Origin of the sequence: Oceanobacillus timonensis (assembly GCF_900166635.1) — a bacterium.
Taxonomy (GTDB): Bacteria; Bacillota; Bacilli; order Bacillales; family Amphibacillaceae; genus Oceanobacillus; species Oceanobacillus timonensis.
The window spans coordinates 165,519-184,197 of sequence record NZ_LT800497.1 but is presented as its reverse complement, the minus strand read 5'-3'; the positions used below and the strand labels follow the sequence as shown (position 1 = coordinate 184,197).

The 18,679-nt window shown below is 39.0% G+C and carries 16 protein-coding genes; 6 read left to right on the top strand and 10 right to left on the bottom strand.

Annotation, left to right across the window (positions count from 1 at the left end):
* Nucleotides 1-187: 187 nt before the first annotated feature.
* The 6 genes from B7E05_RS01330 to B7E05_RS01305 all read right to left on the bottom strand — a co-directional run bounded on the left by B7E05_RS01330 (nucleotide 188) and on the right by B7E05_RS01305 (nucleotide 7,425).
* Entirely contained in the window at nucleotides 188-1,090 is a 903-nt protein-coding gene (locus B7E05_RS01330) for a quinate/shikimate dehydrogenase (protein WP_080871950.1), read from the bottom strand.
* A 36-nt stretch (nucleotides 1,091-1,126) separates the two neighbouring features.
* On the bottom strand, nucleotides 1,127-2,314 hold the full coding sequence (locus B7E05_RS01325) for an MFS transporter (protein WP_080871949.1): 1,188 nt from the start codon (nucleotides 2,312-2,314) through the stop codon (nucleotides 1,127-1,129).
* A 12-nt stretch (nucleotides 2,315-2,326) separates the two neighbouring features.
* The gene (locus B7E05_RS01320) at nucleotides 2,327-3,562 is read right to left on the bottom strand and encodes an MFS transporter (protein WP_080871948.1); all 1,236 of its coding nucleotides are present in this window, start codon (nucleotides 3,560-3,562) and stop codon (nucleotides 2,327-2,329) included.
* A gap of 323 nt (nucleotides 3,563-3,885) precedes the next feature.
* Nucleotides 3,886-4,905, bottom strand: coding sequence for a LacI family DNA-binding transcriptional regulator (locus B7E05_RS01315; RefSeq protein ID WP_080871947.1), 1,020 nt, complete (start codon nucleotides 4,903-4,905; stop codon nucleotides 3,886-3,888).
* A 347-nt stretch (nucleotides 4,906-5,252) separates the two neighbouring features.
* The gene (locus B7E05_RS01310) at nucleotides 5,253-6,137 is read right to left on the bottom strand and encodes a putative RNA methyltransferase (RefSeq protein ID WP_080876176.1); all 885 of its coding nucleotides are present in this window, start codon (nucleotides 6,135-6,137) and stop codon (nucleotides 5,253-5,255) included.
* Between the two features lie 394 nt (nucleotides 6,138-6,531).
* The gene (locus B7E05_RS01305; RefSeq protein WP_080871946.1) at nucleotides 6,532-7,425 is read right to left on the bottom strand and encodes a LysR family transcriptional regulator; all 894 of its coding nucleotides are present in this window, start codon (nucleotides 7,423-7,425) and stop codon (nucleotides 6,532-6,534) included.
* 169 nt (nucleotides 7,426-7,594) lie between these two features.
* Between B7E05_RS01305 and B7E05_RS01300 the strand changes: the two genes are divergently transcribed.
* Complete coding sequence (locus B7E05_RS01300; RefSeq protein WP_080876175.1) at nucleotides 7,595-8,785, top strand: coenzyme F420-0:L-glutamate ligase; 1,191 nt, start codon at nucleotides 7,595-7,597, stop codon at nucleotides 8,783-8,785.
* Between the two features lie 130 nt (nucleotides 8,786-8,915).
* Here B7E05_RS01300 and B7E05_RS01295 read toward each other — a convergent pair whose 3' ends face one another.
* Complete coding sequence (locus B7E05_RS01295; RefSeq protein WP_080871945.1) at nucleotides 8,916-9,530, bottom strand: hypothetical protein; 615 nt, start codon at nucleotides 9,528-9,530, stop codon at nucleotides 8,916-8,918.
* A 203-nt stretch (nucleotides 9,531-9,733) separates the two neighbouring features.
* Between B7E05_RS01295 and B7E05_RS01290 the strand changes: the two genes are divergently transcribed.
* The gene (locus tag B7E05_RS01290) at nucleotides 9,734-10,981 is read left to right on the top strand and encodes an ISL3 family transposase (protein WP_080871944.1); all 1,248 of its coding nucleotides are present in this window, start codon (nucleotides 9,734-9,736) and stop codon (nucleotides 10,979-10,981) included.
* A gap of 316 nt (nucleotides 10,982-11,297) precedes the next feature.
* On the opposite strand, the gene rlmH is transcribed toward B7E05_RS01290, so the two are convergent.
* Both rlmH and B7E05_RS01280 read right to left on the bottom strand, forming a co-directional pair.
* Nucleotides 11,298-11,777: a 23S rRNA (pseudouridine(1915)-N(3))-methyltransferase RlmH gene (rlmH, locus tag B7E05_RS01285; RefSeq protein ID WP_080871943.1), complete on the bottom strand. Its 480-nt coding sequence runs from the start codon at nucleotides 11,775-11,777 to the stop codon at nucleotides 11,298-11,300.
* 172 nt (nucleotides 11,778-11,949) lie between these two features.
* On the bottom strand, nucleotides 11,950-12,750 hold the full coding sequence (locus B7E05_RS01280; protein WP_080871942.1) for a Cof-type HAD-IIB family hydrolase: 801 nt from the start codon (nucleotides 12,748-12,750) through the stop codon (nucleotides 11,950-11,952).
* A 257-nt stretch (nucleotides 12,751-13,007) separates the two neighbouring features.
* Between B7E05_RS01280 and B7E05_RS01275 the strand changes: the two genes are divergently transcribed.
* Entirely contained in the window at nucleotides 13,008-14,729 is a 1,722-nt protein-coding gene (locus B7E05_RS01275; protein WP_080871941.1) for a pyruvate oxidase, read from the top strand.
* Nucleotides 14,730-14,814: 85 nt separating this feature from the next.
* Here the strand turns inward: B7E05_RS01275 and B7E05_RS01270 are convergent, their stop codons facing one another.
* The gene (locus B7E05_RS01270; RefSeq protein ID WP_080871940.1) at nucleotides 14,815-15,774 is read right to left on the bottom strand and encodes a LacI family DNA-binding transcriptional regulator; all 960 of its coding nucleotides are present in this window, start codon (nucleotides 15,772-15,774) and stop codon (nucleotides 14,815-14,817) included.
* A gap of 122 nt (nucleotides 15,775-15,896) precedes the next feature.
* Here B7E05_RS01270 and B7E05_RS01265 point away from each other — a divergent pair, with 122 nt between their 5' ends.
* The 3 genes from B7E05_RS01265 to B7E05_RS01255 are packed head-to-tail and all read left to right on the top strand — an operon-like array spanning nucleotide 15,897 to nucleotide 18,671.
* A complete protein-coding gene (locus tag B7E05_RS01265; RefSeq protein ID WP_080871939.1) occupies nucleotides 15,897-16,895 on the top strand; it encodes a TRAP transporter substrate-binding protein in 999 nt (332 codons plus the stop codon).
* Entirely contained in the window at nucleotides 16,888-17,379 is a 492-nt protein-coding gene (locus B7E05_RS01260; protein WP_080871938.1) for a TRAP transporter small permease, read from the top strand. Before B7E05_RS01265 ends, B7E05_RS01260 begins: the two co-directional genes overlap by 8 nt.
* Nucleotides 17,376-18,671 carry a TRAP transporter large permease gene (locus tag B7E05_RS01255; RefSeq protein ID WP_080871937.1) on the top strand — a complete coding sequence of 432 codons (1,296 nt, stop codon included), beginning with the start codon at nucleotides 17,376-17,378 and terminating at the stop codon, nucleotides 18,669-18,671. Before B7E05_RS01260 ends, B7E05_RS01255 begins: the two co-directional genes overlap by 4 nt.
* The last annotated feature ends 8 nt before the right edge of the window (nucleotides 18,672-18,679 follow it).

Below are 18,679 nucleotides of genomic sequence, written 5' to 3'. Positions count from 1 at the left end.
GTTGATATATACTGGTTCAAATCTAAAGCGGAAAGCAGTAAATTGATAAGGTTGTCGACTATAACATACAATACCCTCCTAACAAGAAAAGTATTCGAATACAGGTTCAAATCAAAACACCAAAACAAACAAAAAGCTGCCGATACCCTCGACAGCTTTTTCTTTATTTCCAGCAACCCTCATACAACTATAAAATCTCACTAAACAATTCTCTTTTAACTTCCTCCATCGCCATATCTTCCCCAGTAAACAATTTATAAGCCAAAGCGCCTTGCCATAAAACCATTCCCAGACCATTAATTGCTGTAGCTCCAGCCTCTTCCGCTTGTGCTAACAATTTTGTTTTTTGCGGGTTATAGACCACATCCGTTACAACTAAATCCTCGCGCAGTACATCTGTAAGATCATCCAGAATGCTCATTTCATCTAGTGGTTTCATCCCTAAGCTTGTAGCATTTGCCAGAACAGCACTTTCGGCGATTTCTTTACGGAAAGTTTCTTTATCCTCTAAAGGAAAAATGTTTGCTTTAACACCGAAATGAGCCATCTCATTGTTAATATAGGATACATTTTCTTCTGCTTGTGGGAAGAACTTGTCGTCTCTCGCAAAGATACTAATTTCTTTGATACCAGATTGTACGAGTTGAATAGCTATTGGCGTTGCAACACCGCCGGAACCGACCAGGGTGATTTTTTGGCCTTCCAATTTCACACCATGTTCTTCCAGGTTTTTCACATATCCTAAACCATCTGTATTATACCCAATCAGCTTGCCGTCTCTGTTTACGACGGTATTGCTGGCATGTGCATATTTTGCACTGTCATCCACTTCATCTAGATACTGGATGACTTCCATTTTATTTGGCATGGATACATTGAATCCTGCTGCTCCTACTGCTTTCATGCCCTCTACCGCTGTTTGAAGGTTTTCTGTACCAACTTCAAAACCTAAATATGCATAATTCAAACCGCCAATGGTGTATCCCAAATTATGCATTTCAGGCGAAATGCTGTGCCCGATTGGGGTGGCCAGCAATCCTACAAGTTTTGTTTTACCGTTAATTTTTGCAAGGTTTTTATCATTATTCATTATGTTTCTATCTCCCTTAAATTTAATTTCATTCCATTAATTGAGTACTTTCTTACCTCGATAAAGTACAAATACAGCAAGTAAAATACTTAATAACGCGATAACCATGTCAAATACTAATGTCATGGAAATACCAATTCCTCCAACCAAAGAGCTTGTAATCATTGGAACGAGTATGAAAGCGACGCTTCCTGCTATATTTACGTAAGATGTTGTTGTTCCTTTGTTCTCTACAAAGAAGTCTGTCATCACACTGATTGCCAATTGGAAAATACCAGAAGTTGACAGTCCAAGGATAAATGTAGCTACGATAACAACTGGATAAGAATGAACAAAGAAAAGCATTAGCATGGATACAAAAGCAACTGCCGGGTAGATGATCATGATCGTTATCGGCTTAATAAATTTGTCCAATACGACAGCTAACAAGAGAACCGATACCAATGCACCTATACTGAAATAACTTAAAAGCTGTACAGCGACATTTTCACTTAAGTCCATGAAACCTGTACCCAGCTCCGGAAGCCATGTCTGCCAAACGACAAATAAGGCCGTAGACGTAAACCCGATAAGGATGATGGCCAGTCCTTCTCCCCAAAACTTTGGTTTCTCTTTAAAACGATTATCTTGGGCTTCGCTTGTTTTCTGATTCTTTTCCTTTGTATTGAATGCCGGGAATGGCATAAAGATTAAATACATACCACTGATTAAGAATAAGGCTGCTAATAAGTAGAATGACCAGCCCCATGAAAGATCATGAGACGCTAGAAACGCCAGGATAACTGGTAATAAGGTCGCGCCAATGGATACCATTGCTTTAACCAAGACCGTAGCTGAACTTGATTGCTTTGGAAATGATTCGATTAGAGCCGGATAGGTTCCTGAGTCTAATAAGGAATTCGCAATCCCTGCGGTTATTGCCAGGGCAAAAGCCACCGGATAGCTTGAAAACAGTGGTATTCCGATTAAAAACAGCAGGTATAAAAAGCTTCCGGTAATAATAATCGGCTTTCGCCCCAACTTATCGGAGAGCCGACCGGCAAAGAATAATGCAACCAACTTTCCAATACCAATGGCAGATACTAGCAAACTGATACGTTCAACTGGTTGATCATAGTTTGCCGATAAGTTACCCATGTTGGAAGCGATGATAATATTGATCATTCCTAACATGAAGTAATTCAAGTACATTCCAAACGACGTTTTAATGTATGGATTTTTCATTTCTTCTCACCTCTAAAATCTTTGCAGAGATTTCAATTTATCATTCATATCTCTTTGGTTATTTTTCGAGAACAGCTTGATCTTTCTGGATAGATAGAGTGCTAAAGCTGTACTCACAATGGTTATGACTAATTCTAGATAGAATACCGAGGATATCCCGATATGCTTGGTCAGCACTCCCGTGATATAAGGGATAACCATAAAGGCTACACTCGCCGCAGCACTAACATAGGAAACGCTGACTCCCTTGTTATTTGGAAACATTTGAATCATCACCGTCATTGCCAGCTGATAAATCCCAGATGTCGATAATCCCAGAAAGAACGCAATGAACGGTACGAGTGAAGAGTCATGAGCAAATAGCAACGCAAAAACAAAGATGGCAGCAACACTCGGTGCGAACATCATTGCCGTGATCGGTTTGATGATTCTTTTCAGTAACCAGGCAAGCAATAAAACGGAAATAAGCCCGCCTACACTGTAAAAGCTGAGCAATCTTACTGCATCATTTTCATTCAGCTGAATCATTTCTTGGCCAAACGTCGGCAACCAAGTCTGAATGACAATGGTCATGGAAACGGAAAAAAATCCAATCAATACGATAGCTGTGCCTTCCTTCCAGCTATGTGGATTGGAACCTGGCTTTTCGACGTTCTCCCTATCTATTTCTTCGTTACGCTTCTCCCCATTAACAGCCGGAAATCGAACAGGAATGAAGTAAACTCCCAGGCCAATAAACACTATCGCCGGCAGGAAGAATGCATAACCATAAAACATGTCTTGGGATATCAAAAATGCGATAAATACGGGAAGAAGTGCAGCCCCTATAGACATAAATGCTTTGATCAAAACCGTTGCTGTGCCCGCTGCCTCTTTAAATCCTTCATTAAGCGCTGGATAGGAAGCAGCGTCGAGTAATGAGTTACTTATACCTGCAAACAAAGCGAAAAACATAGCCAATGCGAAATGCGTGGTTGTTGGCACCCCTATAAGGAATACAGTATAAAGTATGGCAGCCGATATGAGTAATGGCTTTCTTCCGTAGCGATCCGATAACTTACCCGCAATATTGATACTAAGTAAGTGACCAATCCCGACAATAGAGATCAGCAAGCTGATATCTGTTCGGAAAACACCCAAACGTTCTGATAAAAAACTCATATTTGATGCCAATACGATATTGACCATTCCCAAAAGCAAATAACTTAGATAAATCCCCACTCCCATATTTAAGTATGGATGTTTCATGACGCTTCTCCTTTGCAACATGCTCTCTTATAGAAAGTTCCTCTCACCCTCCTATATAGCTGGTACTAGCATTTCCAAACTTATTGGTATATCGATATACTAAAAGACAAAATAAAATAAAGTTAATACAAGAACAACTTTAGGTGTTTTCTGGTATATCGATATACTAAAATAACGAAATCAACTATACTCCTGCGATTTTTTTGTGTCAACATTGTGACGTATTTCACTTGCTTCTTCTCAAATACTATCTATTTTCCTCTTCACAAAATGAAGAGAGAACCTTCCTTTACAAACAGGAAAGTCCTCTCTTTATCTATTGATTATTTCGATGTTTCTCTGATAACGAGCTGTGGCTTAAGTATAATGCGCTGCATTTCCTCAATCTCACGCTTTATTTTACTATGTAGAAGTCTGGCCGCTTGATTACCAATAGATTTAGGATGGGAAGAAACCGTCGTTAATGGGGGATGATATATTTCTGCTTCGGGAATATTATCAAATCCTACAATATCGATGTCCCGTCCAATCACGATCCCTTTTTGAGTTAACACCTTCATCACGCCAAAAGCAATTAAATCACTAAAACAAAAAATAGCAGTAGGAACCTCCGGTAAATCCAGCATCTTTAAAGCTGCTTCTTCGCCACCTTTATCGGTTGGTTCACTGTCAATGACAAGTGATTCATCAATCGTCAGGTTAGCGTTTTCATGCGCCATCCGGTAACCTTCCATTCTTTCTGTCCATGTGGAAGAATTTTTCACCCCGCCTAAAAAAGCTATTTTTTTATGTCCTTTGCTGATTAAATGACTTATTGCTTTATACGTTCCTTCTGGATAATCAATCCCTACATAATCTGCATGCACATTGGGTAGTTCCCGATTAGCAAGCACCAAAGGAATTTTCAAATTATTTAACTGTTTTGCTGTTTTACCAATACTTCTCGAGGCAGGATTAAGAATCAGCCCATCTACTCTGTGCTCTACCATCGTGGATATTAATTTTTGTTGTTTTTCAACCGAATCAAAAGTTGTACCAAGCAATACCGTATAACCGAAGCCTTCCAGCGTATTTTGTACACCTATCAAAAATTCTGAAATAAATTTATTTGCGATATCCGTAACGATGACCCCAATGATATTGGAATTCTGCGATCGCATATTGGCAGCTACTCTGTCATAAACGTACCCCAGTTCTTCCATAGATGCTAATACTTTATTTCGCGTAGCTTCTGATATTCTTGGGTTATTTCTAACGACTAAAGAAGCGGTCGTCGTCGATACGCCAGCATGATCTGCAACCTCTTGTAATGTAACACGCACATTCTTTTTAGGTTTTTTCAATGTTCATCACCTCTTCCATCTAATCATCGAATAAACGCTGCCTTCGTGTAAGCCTGCTTCCTTTACGTTTAAAAAGTCCTCTGCCATAAGCGGGCTTAAACACATATGTAAGGTTCTATTTACTATTTTTTCTGGGAAGCATCTATATCTACTATAACACTTTTGATTCAAGTAGCGTTTCGTCATTTCAAATAACTTATTTTGCGATGTATATCGGATTTGTTACCTGGCTTAGGTTTTCCTTTTTGTACGGAAATTAGAAATGCTCAGACTAAAAATATAAAAATGAGACGAGAGACCAAAAATCCCTCGTCTATTTAGCTGACGTAGCCAATATATCGTATGATTTAATTGGTTTTCCTGCCAATTAATATTTCTAAATCCACGGTTATGTCAGCTGAATCTTTTTCTAAAAATGATTGTATTCGTTCCTTCTTGGCTGACCACGTTAAAGGAGTCATTTGCATGAACAATTGAATGGATGGCTGATTCAGTTTCCTAGTATAATGCACCCTGAAACTATCCAAGATGCGAAAGTTTTCGTTAAAACGGTCAACCGCCTCTGTATTGGAGTAATCTTGCTTTACAGTTTTATCAAATAAATCCTCTCTTATTTCTTTTAGATAGCCGCTTCGGGGAACAACTTTCATCACTAAACCATCCGCTCTCAATAATCGATTAAATTCTGCATAATTGGAAGGGGATAAGATATTAAGAATAACATCGAACCGTTTATCCTTAAACGGCGTATTAGCAAGATCTGCTACAGCCCAAATGTTATGAGTATAGTTCTTGGCAGCTGCCAATACACCTTCTTTGGCAATATCAATTCCTACTCCAGTTACAGCTTTTCCAAAGTCCGAACGCACTTTATCGCATACGTTAGATAGATGGGAACCTTCCCCGCATCCTGTATCAAGTATCCATAATGATTCTTTTTTTATATCAGCTTGCCTTCTTATCATTTCGGCAATTGCTTGAATAAGCGGTTCAAAAAATTTATCTTCTGCAATCAGTTTCCTTCGCGCCTCAAAAAAATCTTTGCTGTACTTTGTTTTCATTGGGTGTGTCGTTAAGTTAAGATATCCTTGTTTGGTGAAATCAAACGTATGATTGTTAGAGCAAATGAAACTTTTTAATTCAAATACGTTCATAGACGCCTCACAAATAGGACACTTGAAAATGGATTCCAATTCGCTTACATATGTTGCGCTCTTTTCTTTTTTAGTCATTTTAGACAAAGCAGACACCTCATTCATTCGTTTTTATAGATAAATGAAAAAGGCATAGACAAATAAACCCTCGTTTTATTTTAAAAAAAACTGGGTTTGCATGCAGTCTATACCTTTTACTATCGATAACGAATGAATTGAATAATCATGGAAAGGCTCTCCTCTGAATAAAAACTGGCAATCAAGCCATTAATAATTTTATCAAGTTTTTATAACAAGAGCAAACAAGCCTTGCTTCTTCTTTCAACGGCAAGCCCCTCTGTGTTTTATCTAAATGACGATTCTTGCATCAGCTTTCAGTCCGTGGTTTTTAAGGTGTTTTCAAGATGAATCAGATTATTTTTTCTACATACATCTTCTGATTTTAACAAAACGAATAGCAAACTTACTGCTATTAGAAATTCTTCTTATTTTCTTCCATAATATCCACAAACCTTTCCGCAGCTCGATTTAAAGGAACATTTTTCAAATAACATATGCCTATACTTCTTTTCGGTATCGGTTCCGTTAAAATCACTTCATCAAGCTGGCCTTCTCTCAAAAACTGTTCAGAGAATTCTTTTGTAACACAGGCAACGCCAAGATTAATCTTAGCAAATTCTAACAGCAATTCATGGGAACCTAACTCAAATTCCGGCTGAATTTTAATTCCTTTTGCAAGAAAAAATTCTTCAACATATCTCCGGGAATTGGAATTGTCCAATAAAATAAGCGGAAAATCAACCAATTCTTCTGGTTTTATTGGCTTAGATAATACTTCTCGGTATTTTTCACCATATACAAAGGTATCCTGAATTTCTAATAAAGGCTTTACTTCTAATGACTTGTCATCAATGGGGAGATTACAGATAGCGATATTCACTTCCCCTGCTTTTAAGGCAGCTATGATTTCCCACGTTGTCCCATTGACTATTTTGAATTTAAGATTTGGATACCGATTATGAAATGTTTCTAAATAGGGAAGCAAAAAAAATCGCGAAATGGTATCGCTGACCCCTATTTTAAACTCACCAATGAATAAATTTTTAAATTCTAAAAGCTTTTCTTCCCCAGCTTGTATAAATTGAAGTGCTGAACTGACATATTCAAACAATAAATTTCCTTCATCCGTTAGCGTTACACCTTTAGACAGCCGATTAAACAGCCTTGTATCTAACTCTTTCTCTAATTGTCCCATGGATTGACTTATTGCTGGCTGGGACATATACAGCTCTTTTGCCGCTTTAGAAAAGCTTTTATTTTTACCAACCGTATAAAAAAGAAAATATAAATCCAATTTTCCTGTCATATAACCCACCCTTATACCCCATATTAGATATATTGACTTTACTTATATCATGAAAAGCCGTATATTACAAGAGGAGACTGTTTAGATTGTTAGTGTATTAGTAAGATACTTTTTAACAAGTGAATACTTTATAGAATATAGCAAGATTACAAAGAAGGAGCGAATGATTGTGGAAAGAGTTGTAGGAACTATCGCCAGAGGACTGCGCTGTCCCATCATCAATACAGGAGATAACATTGAAGAGATTGTTGCGGATAGTGTATTAAAAGCAGCAGAGGTTGAAGGCTTTACTATTCAGAATAAAGATGTTGTCACCGTTACGGAGTCCGTAGTGGCACGTGCACAAGGCAACTACGCTACGATTGACCATATTGCTAACGATGTGCAAACTAAATTTGGAGAGGATACCATCGGGGTAATTTTCCCAATCCTTAGCCGTAACCGATTTTCTACTTGCCTCAGCGGAATCGCAAAAGGCGCCAAGAAAATTGTGTTAATGCTAAGCTATCCTTCCGATGAAGTAGGCAACCATTTAGTGGAGTTAGATACATTGGATGAAAAAGGGATAAATCCTTGGACAGATGTTCTAACCGAAAAGCAATTTCGAGCGCATTTTGGCTATAATAAACATACCTTCACAGGCGTAGATTATATCGATTATTACAAATCCCTGGTTGAAGAATATGGTGTAGAATGCGAAGTCATCTTTTCAAATAATTCAAAGACAATTTTGGAATACACAAAGAGCGTACTTTGCTGTGATATTCATTCACGGGAAAGAACGAAGCGAATTTTAAAGGCACATGGCGGCGAAAAAATTTATAGTCTTGATAATATTCTTTCTGAATCCATTGACGGAAGCGGCTTTAACGAGGCTTACGGCTTACTGGGCTCAAATAAAGCAACAGAGGATAGTGTAAAGTTATTCCCGCATAACTGCCAGCCTGTCGTTGATACCATTCAAGAAATCCTGAAAGAAAAGACAGGTAAAACGGTTGAGGTCATGATTTATGGGGATGGCGCATTCAAGGATCCCGTCGGAAAGATATGGGAACTGGCAGATCCGGTTGTTTCCCCTGCTTACACAACTGGATTAGATGGAACACCAAATGAAATGAAATTAAAGTACTTGGCTGATAACCAGTTTGCTGACTTAAAAGGGGAAGAACTGAAAGAGGCTATCTCTAAACACATTAATGAGAAACAGGATGACTTGGTTGGAGCAATGGAAGCTCAGGGAACTACTCCTCGGAGACTGACGGACCTTATCGGGTCGCTGTCTGATTTAACTTCAGGCAGTGGAGATAAAGGGACGCCGATTGTTTTTATTCAAGGGTATTTTGATAATTATACGAAATAAGTATTGGTAGGAACAACTTACAGGACAAGGGAGCGGGGCTCCTTTGTCCTGTTTTTATAGGAGGCTGCGGGTGCTTGGAAGGGAATGTGCTTGTAATAGTGGTATGCTCCTTTTGGCTAGTTGAAAAAAATCAGGAATTTATAGACTGGTTATTCTGATTTACCTCTGTAAGCTCCGATTGAATAATCGGCAAAGCCTTCAAGATATTCTTCACCATTAAGAAAAATATAACAATTAAAATTAAATCAAGAATAAAAGATATAACAAAAATGTGAATGTTAGGAACTTCACTAGCTACAATACTTCGATTTAAAATTTCTGTACCGAGGAATAATATGTAGTAAAAAGGAATAATTAATTCTAATCTGTTACCTATGTTAAAGGTTTTGTTATGTTCTTTAAAGTATCTGGACATCGTCGAGAAAATATTCCATAAACCATATAGATTATAGAAGGGAATGATGATTCTTGCTATGGATCCTAATGGAGTAATTGGATAATCCGGATTTAATATTCGCAAATCTGTATGCACCTTATAAATCCAAATTAAATAAATAATACAAGTTATAAACCAAATAACACTATTGGAAATACTCACCGCCTGATCCACCCAGAAGATTAATAGATACACTTCATAAAAATATGCGTAAAAAAAGTTTGTCAGTACAACAATACCACCTAATATCATTCCAATAACTAAAAATATCTTTAAAACATTACCAGTTGCTTGGTTGGCTAAATTCATCTGATTCCCCACTTTAAAAGTATTTTTGAAAGGCTAGTATATGGCCATGCTTCACAAAATATGCCATTTTAATTATGGGTCTACACCAAAATCTATGGGTGACACATTAGGTTAAATATGGTAATAGATCCAAATACATGAAAAAACACCCGTAACCCTGCTATAGTGAAAGTACCAACAACCAAAATAGCGAGGTGTTACCGGTGCAATTTCACTATATCAATAAATTGATTCAACTTCCAGAAATAAACGTAAAAAATATATTATTTGATGACAAAACAGGTGTTGTTTATCTATCTGTTGAGCCGATACAGTACGTTCAACCGTGTCCTTATTGCGGCAGCCATGACGTTCATCGGGATGGTGTATTATACCACCGTCATGTCCGCCATTTGCCATTGGCAAACTGGCGAACACTGCTTTGTATTCCAGCAGTGAATATGGAATGTCAGGAATGTAAGGCCCATTTCGTTTGGCAATATGCCTTTGTTCCGCCGAAAAAGCGATATACAAAAGCTTTTCAGCATCAGTTGATGAAACAAGGACAAGGCGTAACGGTACAATCCATGTCTGCTTCTCAATCCGTCCCTTATTCCACAGCGGAAAGGTATTTTAAAAATGGACTTCAAGCAGAAAGGAAGCATACCCAAATGACCTGCATTCAAGATGCGGTCCAGCGTCATCAATTGGTGCTTGGCATCGATGATTTTGCCGTGCGGAAAGGACACAGCTACAATACAGGCATTCATGATTTAAAAGGCGGCAACATGCTGGATATCATTTCTGGGCGGAAACAGGAAGACTTACAAGCGTTTCAACAAACATCTTCCTATATGCATCTATTAAACCCTGTCGCTGTAGTGATGGATTTAAGCTATACGTATCATAAATTTGTCAAAGAAACCTTCCCGCAAGCGATTCGGATTGCCGATCGATTTCATGTCAATCGTTATGTGACCGATGCAATGCATGCCGTGCGAAAAGAGGTGCAGCAAAAACTTTCTACACAGGCAAGGAAACAACTGAAACGTCATCATCAGCTGCTGGAAACACGCTACGATGCTCTGTCCAAAGAAGACCAGACAACGGTTCAAACCCTTTTAAACTATGATAACCAATTAAAAGCCATCTATGAATGGAAAGAAGCTTTTATTGACTGGTATGATTTGAGTTTAAACGCACAACAAGCGAAACAAATGCTGGAACAATGGTATCGACAAGGACATCGTATCCAGCATAAAGCAGTTGAATCCTGTCTCCAAACGATTAAAAACTGGGAAACAGAAGTGATTAATTATCACCGGATGCGCTTTACGAACGCTGTGGTGGAAGGACGTCACAATAAGATAAAAGCGATACAGCGCCGGCATTTTTTCACACGTAACCGGGATGTATATGAGAACCGTATTTTAGTTGAATGTAATTGGGCTTACATGCAGGATATTATTTAATCGTCAACCATAGATTTTGGTGATGAGCCTTAATTATAAGACGACTTCGTTAATTCATTAAGAGTATATAGTCCCGTATTAATGGGCAACAGAGGCTATCGTATAAAATTTCATTGAAAATCCTATCAAAGGAATCAGCAGAAAAAAATAAAGTTTATAATAGCATTTAATTGTTTTCTATCCATAAACTCCTCCATTGTTTTTTAATCCAAATATTATCCTTATATATTAAATGGATGGGTTTTATGATTATTCTTATTAAAGATCTAAATTCTACCATCAACATACTATAATGACCTTCCCCTTGTTTTTTCATTTACTTGTGATAAGGCTCCCCCCTCATAATCCGAAAACTCCGATAAACCTGCTCCAACAACACCAGCCGCATCAACTGATGAGGAAACGTCATCTTAGAAAACGACAGCGCCAAATCACTCCGTTTCTGTACATCCGCACTAATCCCAAGCGAACCGCCAATCACAAACATAATCTTGCTCTTTCCATAAGTCGCCAGCTCATCCAGCTTTTTCGCCAGCTGCTCCGAGCGAAGCATCTTTCCTTCAATCTCCAGCGTAATCACAAAAGCGTCCGGATTCACTTGCGCAAGAATACGCTCGCCTTCCTTACGCTTCACTTCTTCCATTTCCGCTTCACTCATATTTTCCGGAGCTTTTTCATCTGCTACTTCGACAATATTCACTTTCGCATAAGCACCTAAGCGCTTTTTATATTCATCAATACCTTGCTTCAAATATTTTTCTTTTAACTTTCCGACGGTGATAAGCGTTATATTCATTGTTATCTTCCTTCATCATTCATTTTTTCGATTCAATTCCTATTCTTGCTTTATTTTACCATGTTTCTTTGTCTATAGTTATCTTCATTTTTTAAATAACATTATCTCTATACACAAAAACCGAGGTTTCCTGCATGCACAACACAGAAATCTCGGTTTTCTCTTTATATTCTTATTCAGCTTTCTCATTCTCCGGCTGGTCAATTAAGCCGCACAGTTCCAATCCTTCAGCAACTCCACCATCATCTGCTGACTTCGTAACATGCGTCGCTGCTTCTTTAAGCTCTTCTACAGAGTTTCCCATCGCTACCGATGTTTTCACAAATTCAAACATTTCCAAGTCGTTTAATCCATCACCGAAAGCATAGGTGTTCTCTTTGGATAACCCGGTAAGCTCCAAGAATTTCTTGATGCCTGTGGCTTTGGAGACGCCTTTTGAAAAGACATCACAGTTATAGGGAGAATTGCGCACAATGTGAAGTTCTGGAAACTTCTCCTCATACTCTTTTTCTCCCTCTTCGATAAATATTTCGACTTGGTAAACCGGCTTATTCATATAAACGTCATCATCGACAATAGGCATCTTTCTACCGCAATGCGCACAGTCTTTTTTTAATAACTCAGATTGATCATTTGTCGTATAAATCTGCTCGGCTGTGTGAAAGCAGAGCGTAACATTTCTTTCTGCCGCATAATCTCCCAGTTTTTTTAATTGAACTGGATTGATTCGATTGCGGTAGATGACATCCCCTTCATGTACGATGAATTGTCCATTCATTAATACAGCGGAGCCAATACCCGTTTCTGCTCGTATTTTCTTTGTTTCAAATGCGGGTCTGCCTGTTGCAAGTACTGGTATCCCGTCATTTTCAATTAGTTTTTCAATTGCTTTTATGCTGCTTTCAGCTACTTTATTCTCACTGGTTAATAATGTTCCGTCTAAATCAAAAAAAACAACAGGTCTCTTCGTCATTTTTGGCCCTCCTCACATGCTCTGATGGAGTAATCATAATTGTACCCCTTATTCTAAAAGATAATGAGATGAAAAGCTAGGTTTTCGATATTTTTCCGAATTGTTTTCACTTCCATTTTTTCCTATCCTTTCTAGTTTCATGCACGCGGTATTGTGGAATAGAAAAACAAGGTGTAAATAGAACCTTGGCAAACGTTTTTACAGTTGCTCTATGCTATGAATAAAAAATAAAATTCTCACGAAAAGGAGACATGTTTATGTTTGATGATCGTGCAGGAAAAGTACTTGTCGATTTACTGGAAAAATGGGGTGTGAACCACATTTATGGAATGCCCGGTGATTCCATTAATAATATTATGGAAGAATTGCGGAAAGCAGCGGACAATATCAATTTTGTGCAAGTGCGTCATGAAGAAGCCGGTGCACTTGCTGCTTCCTCTTATGCAAAGTTAACCGGCCAGCTCGGTGTTTGTCTATCGATTGCCGGACCGGGTGCAATTCATTTACTAAACGGCTTATATGATGCGAAGGAAGATGGTGCTCCCGTCCTTGTGCTGGCTGGGCAAGTTCCGACTGACCAGATTGGTACAGACAGCTTTCAAGAAGTGAATATGGAACGTCTTTTTGATGATGTAGCCGTTTATAATAAAGAAGTTGCCTCCGAAGAACAGCTGCCTTCTATGGTTAACCAGGCGATTCGTACAGCTTATGCGGAAAAAGGAGTTGCTGTGCTGACCTTGCCGGATGATATTCCGACAGAAAAAATAAAAAATAAGGTGCAGAAAAATGCGGTTATGTATGAGACCCCTTCCCTTATGCCGGAAACCGGTGCGCTAGAGGAAGCGGCTGATGCAATAAAGAATGCGAAAAAGCCGATTATTTTAGCAGGAACCGGCGCGAAAAAGGCAAAGGAAGAGCTGGCAGCATTTTCTGATACGATTGCCGCTCCTGTGGTTATTTCCCTGCCTGCTAAAGGGGTCATGGCAGATGAACACCCGAACTTTCTCGGCAACCTTGGCATGATTGGTACAAAACCGGCCTATGAAGCAATGGATGAGGCTGACTTATTGGTTTTACTCGGTACGTCCTATCCATACTCGGAATTCTTACCGGAAGATACCACCTGTATCCAGATTGACAGGGAACCGTTGCAAATTGGCAAAAGATACCCTGTTGATATTGGGGTTGCCGGAGATGCGAAAAAAACGCTCACTTGGTTGAACGAGCAGCTTCCCCGCGCAGAAAAACGTGATTTCTTAGAAAAATATCAGGAGAAAATGAGCAGCTGGTGGGAAGAAATGAGAGCGGATGAAGAACAGACTTCCACGCCAATTAAGCCGCAGCAGATTATCCATGCTGTACAAGATATTGCAGCTGATGATGCTATTCTTTCTGTGGATGTCGGTAATGTCACCGTCTGGGCAACACGGCATTTTCGTATGAAAACAACGCAGGATTTCCTTATTTCCAGCTGGCTCGGAACGATGGGCTACAGTCTACCCGGAGCTATCGCCAGTAAGATTGCTTATCCCAACAGGCAGGTAATCAGCCTTGCTGGTGACGGTGGATTTTCCATGAATATGCAGGATTTTTTAACTGCTGTAAAGTATAATCTGCCTATGATAGTGGTTATTTTTAATAATGAACAAATCGGCATGATTAAATACGAGCAAGAATCCGCGGGACACTTGGATTATAACACAGATTTAGAGAACTTTAATTTTGCTCAATTTGCCGAAGTTTGTGGCGGGAAAGGCTATCGCGTAGAAAAATTTGAAGACCTCAAGCCGTCTCTGGAAGCAGCTGTCTCTTTTAATCAGCCGACAATTGTGGACGTATGTATAGAGGAAGAGCCGCCGATTCCAGGAAAACTTTCTTATGATCAGATAACAAATTATTCGAAGCAGACCATCAAAAAACTGTTTGAGAAAGGGAAACTGGAACTGCCGCCAGTTCGTAAAGGGTTGAAGCGGATGTGATCGTTCAGTTGTGCACCAGACAGGAATATGTCCCCCTATTATCTAAATAAGCTTTCCCATGTATACCAGCGGGAAAGCTTATTTTTTACTTCTTATCATGAAATTGCAAGGATGGATAAAGATCGATCACTTCGGATGTATTCTTGCTTTCTGTTTCAATATTTCTGATCAGGTGTTTCACCAGATTGGAGGCAATTTCCTCAGCGGGGACGCCGACAGAATATATTGGTGTTTCAATAGATTTGAATTGTTTGATATTATCATAAGCGACAATGGTCTTTTGCGTTTCCAATTCATCCGTATGATGTAAAACCCCCATTGCAATATCATAGCTTCCACAGATAATACCATCTTGCAATGTTTCTGTTTTCAGGAAACCTTTGACCGCTTGCTTGGCAGCCGTTTCAGTCAAACCACCTGAATCAATCAGCCGGTAATGAATCTGTTTCTCCTTACAGTAATTTTCAATCGTTTCTTGCTTCACAATCTGCCGGGGGTCTTCCGTATAAAGCTCGCCGATATAATCAATGCTTTGATGTCCCTTTTCGATGAGTAAGTCAATTGCCTGCTTCATTGCCCAATTATGATGAACGTTGATAATGGGGTAAGGTAATTTACGAGCTACCCCGTAAGCAATAACAGGAATATTATTTGTTATTTTTTCAGGCAGCGTGGTACTTTCCCCTTCATCAAAGACAATCACACCATCAAAACGCAATTCTAAAAATTTATTTGCCGCTGTAACCGGGTTATCAATAGACACCGCCATAAAATACCCAGCCTGCTTTAACGCTTCATTCAGATGTGTTGCCAACGTTGTTATTGCAACTCTGTCCACGGCTGGCCAAATCAAACCAATGGTGTGGCTTTTCTTTGACACAAGTGATCTGGCAGAATTATTAGGAATATAATTCATTTTTTCTGCTTTTTCTTTAATTCTTCTCTTTGTGGCTTCTGTGACAAGCGGAGAGTCCTTCAACGCCTTACTCACCGTAGAATAACTCACCCCACATTCCACCGCAATATCCTTTAACGTGACAGCCATTTCGATGCTCCTTATAAATTATCTATTGATTTTTATGTAATATCATTATATCATAATCAATAGATAGATAAATTTTTTTACACAAAAATAACAACGTTGTTATTATATAAAGGAGGAGAAACATGCGTATTTTTTTATTAGGAGTTGTAAGCGTTTTAACATTGTTGGCGGGTTGTGCGCAATCATCCGAGTCGTCTGAGACAGAAGAATTCACCCTTGCTCATAACATGCCTACAGACCACCCTATTCATGAATCGTTGGTTGATTTTCAAAGAATACTGGAAGAAAAATCAAACGGAAGTATGAAACTTCAAATATACGCAAATGAACAACTTGGCAGTGAAAGAGAAGCTATCGAAATGACACAGACCAATGCCATCCAGTTTACGAAAGTATCTGCAAGTGCACTGGAAGGATTTTCTGAATCCTATTCTCTTTTCAGTATGCCCTATCTGTTTGATTCACAGGAACAATATCGAGAAACGATGAAAATGCCGGAAATTCAAGATGCTTTTTATAACAAAACAGCAGACAACGGGTTTATTGGTATCACTTACTATGATGCTGGTGTCCGAAATATGTACACAAATGACCGCATTTTAGAAACAAATGATGATATGCGGGGCTTAAGAACTCGGGTGCAGCCTAGTCAAACAAGTGTACAAATGATTGAAGCGCTTGGAGGCACACCTACGCCAATGGGATTTGGTGAAGTATACACTGCTTTACAATCCGGCATGCTGGATGCAGCAGAAAATAATGAGTCTGCCCTGACCGATAATAATCATGGTGAAGTTGCCAAGCATTACTTCTACACGGAACATGCAATGGTTCCTGATATTCTGATTATGAACGTGGATGCCTTTAATGATCTATCCGAGCAACAGCAAGAGTGGGTTCAAGAGGCAGCAGCTGAATCTACAGAGCTTCATGAACCACGTTGGGATGAAAGCATGGAAGAAGCACGTGAAGTTGCTGAGGAAGAAATGGGCGTTACTTTCCATGAAGTCGATAAAAGCAGCTTTATGGAAGCGGTTGAACCATTACAGGAAACCTTCCAGCAAAACGAAGCTACCAAAGAACAGTATGACTTAATAATGGGGGAGAATAACAATGAATAATGCAAAAAAATATATCGATAAAATTCTTCTCGCACTTACTGGCGTTTTAATTGCCATTATGTCTGTTCTATCTGTTTGGCAAGTGCTCGCTCGGTACATTCTGAATACACCAAGTACAACGAGCGAAGAAGTTATACGTATGCTTTTAATCTGGTTTTCTCTGACAAGTGCTGCCTATGTTTTTGGACAGCAGAAGCACATTTCAATTGTCTTTATTCGCGATAAGCTGCCTGTGAAAGGACAAGTTTGGCTGCTCAGGCTATCCAATATAATCTTATTCATCCTTGCTATCATTCTTATGATCTGGGGCGGTATCCAAGTTGTCAACTTGACCTTGACTCAAGCAGCCCCTTCTACAGGCGTATCGATGGCATGGATGTATGGAGCATTACCTGTCTCTGGATTATTTGTTATATTTTACGCCATTTATAACCTTATCTACGGAAGTAACGTATCATCGGAGGAAGGGAGTGAACCACAATGACGCTTATCGCAGGACTTGTATTATTTATTTCCTTTTTTATCATGTTGCTGCTAAGTATACCCATTGCTATATCCATTATATTAAGTTCCATACTGACTTTGCTTTTGATTCTGCCATTTGATGTCACGATCATAACTGCTGCACAACGAATGGTTACAGGAATTGATAACTTTACGATGCTTGCTATTCCTCTATTTGTTCTTGCAGGAATTTTAATGAATAATGGTGGCATTGCCTTTCGACTAGTTAATTTTGCCAAAGTATTAGTTGGACGAATGCCTGGATCTTTAGCACATACCAATATTGTCGGTAATATGCTGTTTGGGTCGATTTCGGGTTCCAGTGTTGCTGCCGCTGCAGCTATGGGACGCATTATGGGACCACTTCAGGATAAGCAGGGATATGGAAGAGAATATTCTGCTGCAGCTAATATTGCTTCAGCACCAGCTGGTCTATTAATTCCGCCCAGTTCCATGCTGATTGTTTATTCCCTTGTCAGTGGCGGTACTTCCATCGCAGCGCTTTTTATGGCGGGGTATATTCCAGGTATCTTGTGGGGATTTACCGGGATGATTGTAGCATATGTGTTAGCGAAGAAGAACAACTATCCAGTCTCAGAAAAAATCAGCTGGAAAGACCGTCTGTTTCTTATTCTCGATGCAATTCCAAGCCTATTATTAATTATTATTGTAATTGGCGGTATTGTTGGCGGTATTTTTACAGCAACAGAAGGTGCAGCAATTGCTGTATTATATGCTTTTGTTCTTTCACTGATTTATAAAAGCTTTAAACTAAAAGATATTCCAAACATTATCAAAGAAACCGTTGAAATTACAGGGATGATATTGTTATTAATTACTGCTTCGGCATTATTTTCATTAGTTATGAGCTTTACAGGATTACCGGAGGCTATTTCCAACGGGATTCTGTCATTAACGGATAATCCGATTCTGCTATTGCTTTTAATGAACATTATCGTGTTGCTTATCGGTACGTTTATGGATATTACACCAGCAGTACTTATTTTTACACCAATCTTCCTTCCGATTGCCACATCCATCGGTTTGGATCCAGTACATTTCGGTATTGTGATTGCGTTCAACCTATGTATTGGTAACATTACACCTCCTGTAGGAAGTGCATTGTTTGTTGGTGCAAGTGTGGCCAATGTAAGGATTGAAAGTGTTATCAAGACACTAATCCCATATTTCATCGCACTCGTTATTATGTTGCTGGCAATTACATTTATACCGCAATTGACGATGTTCTTACCAAATCTATTTAACCTATAAGATATGAA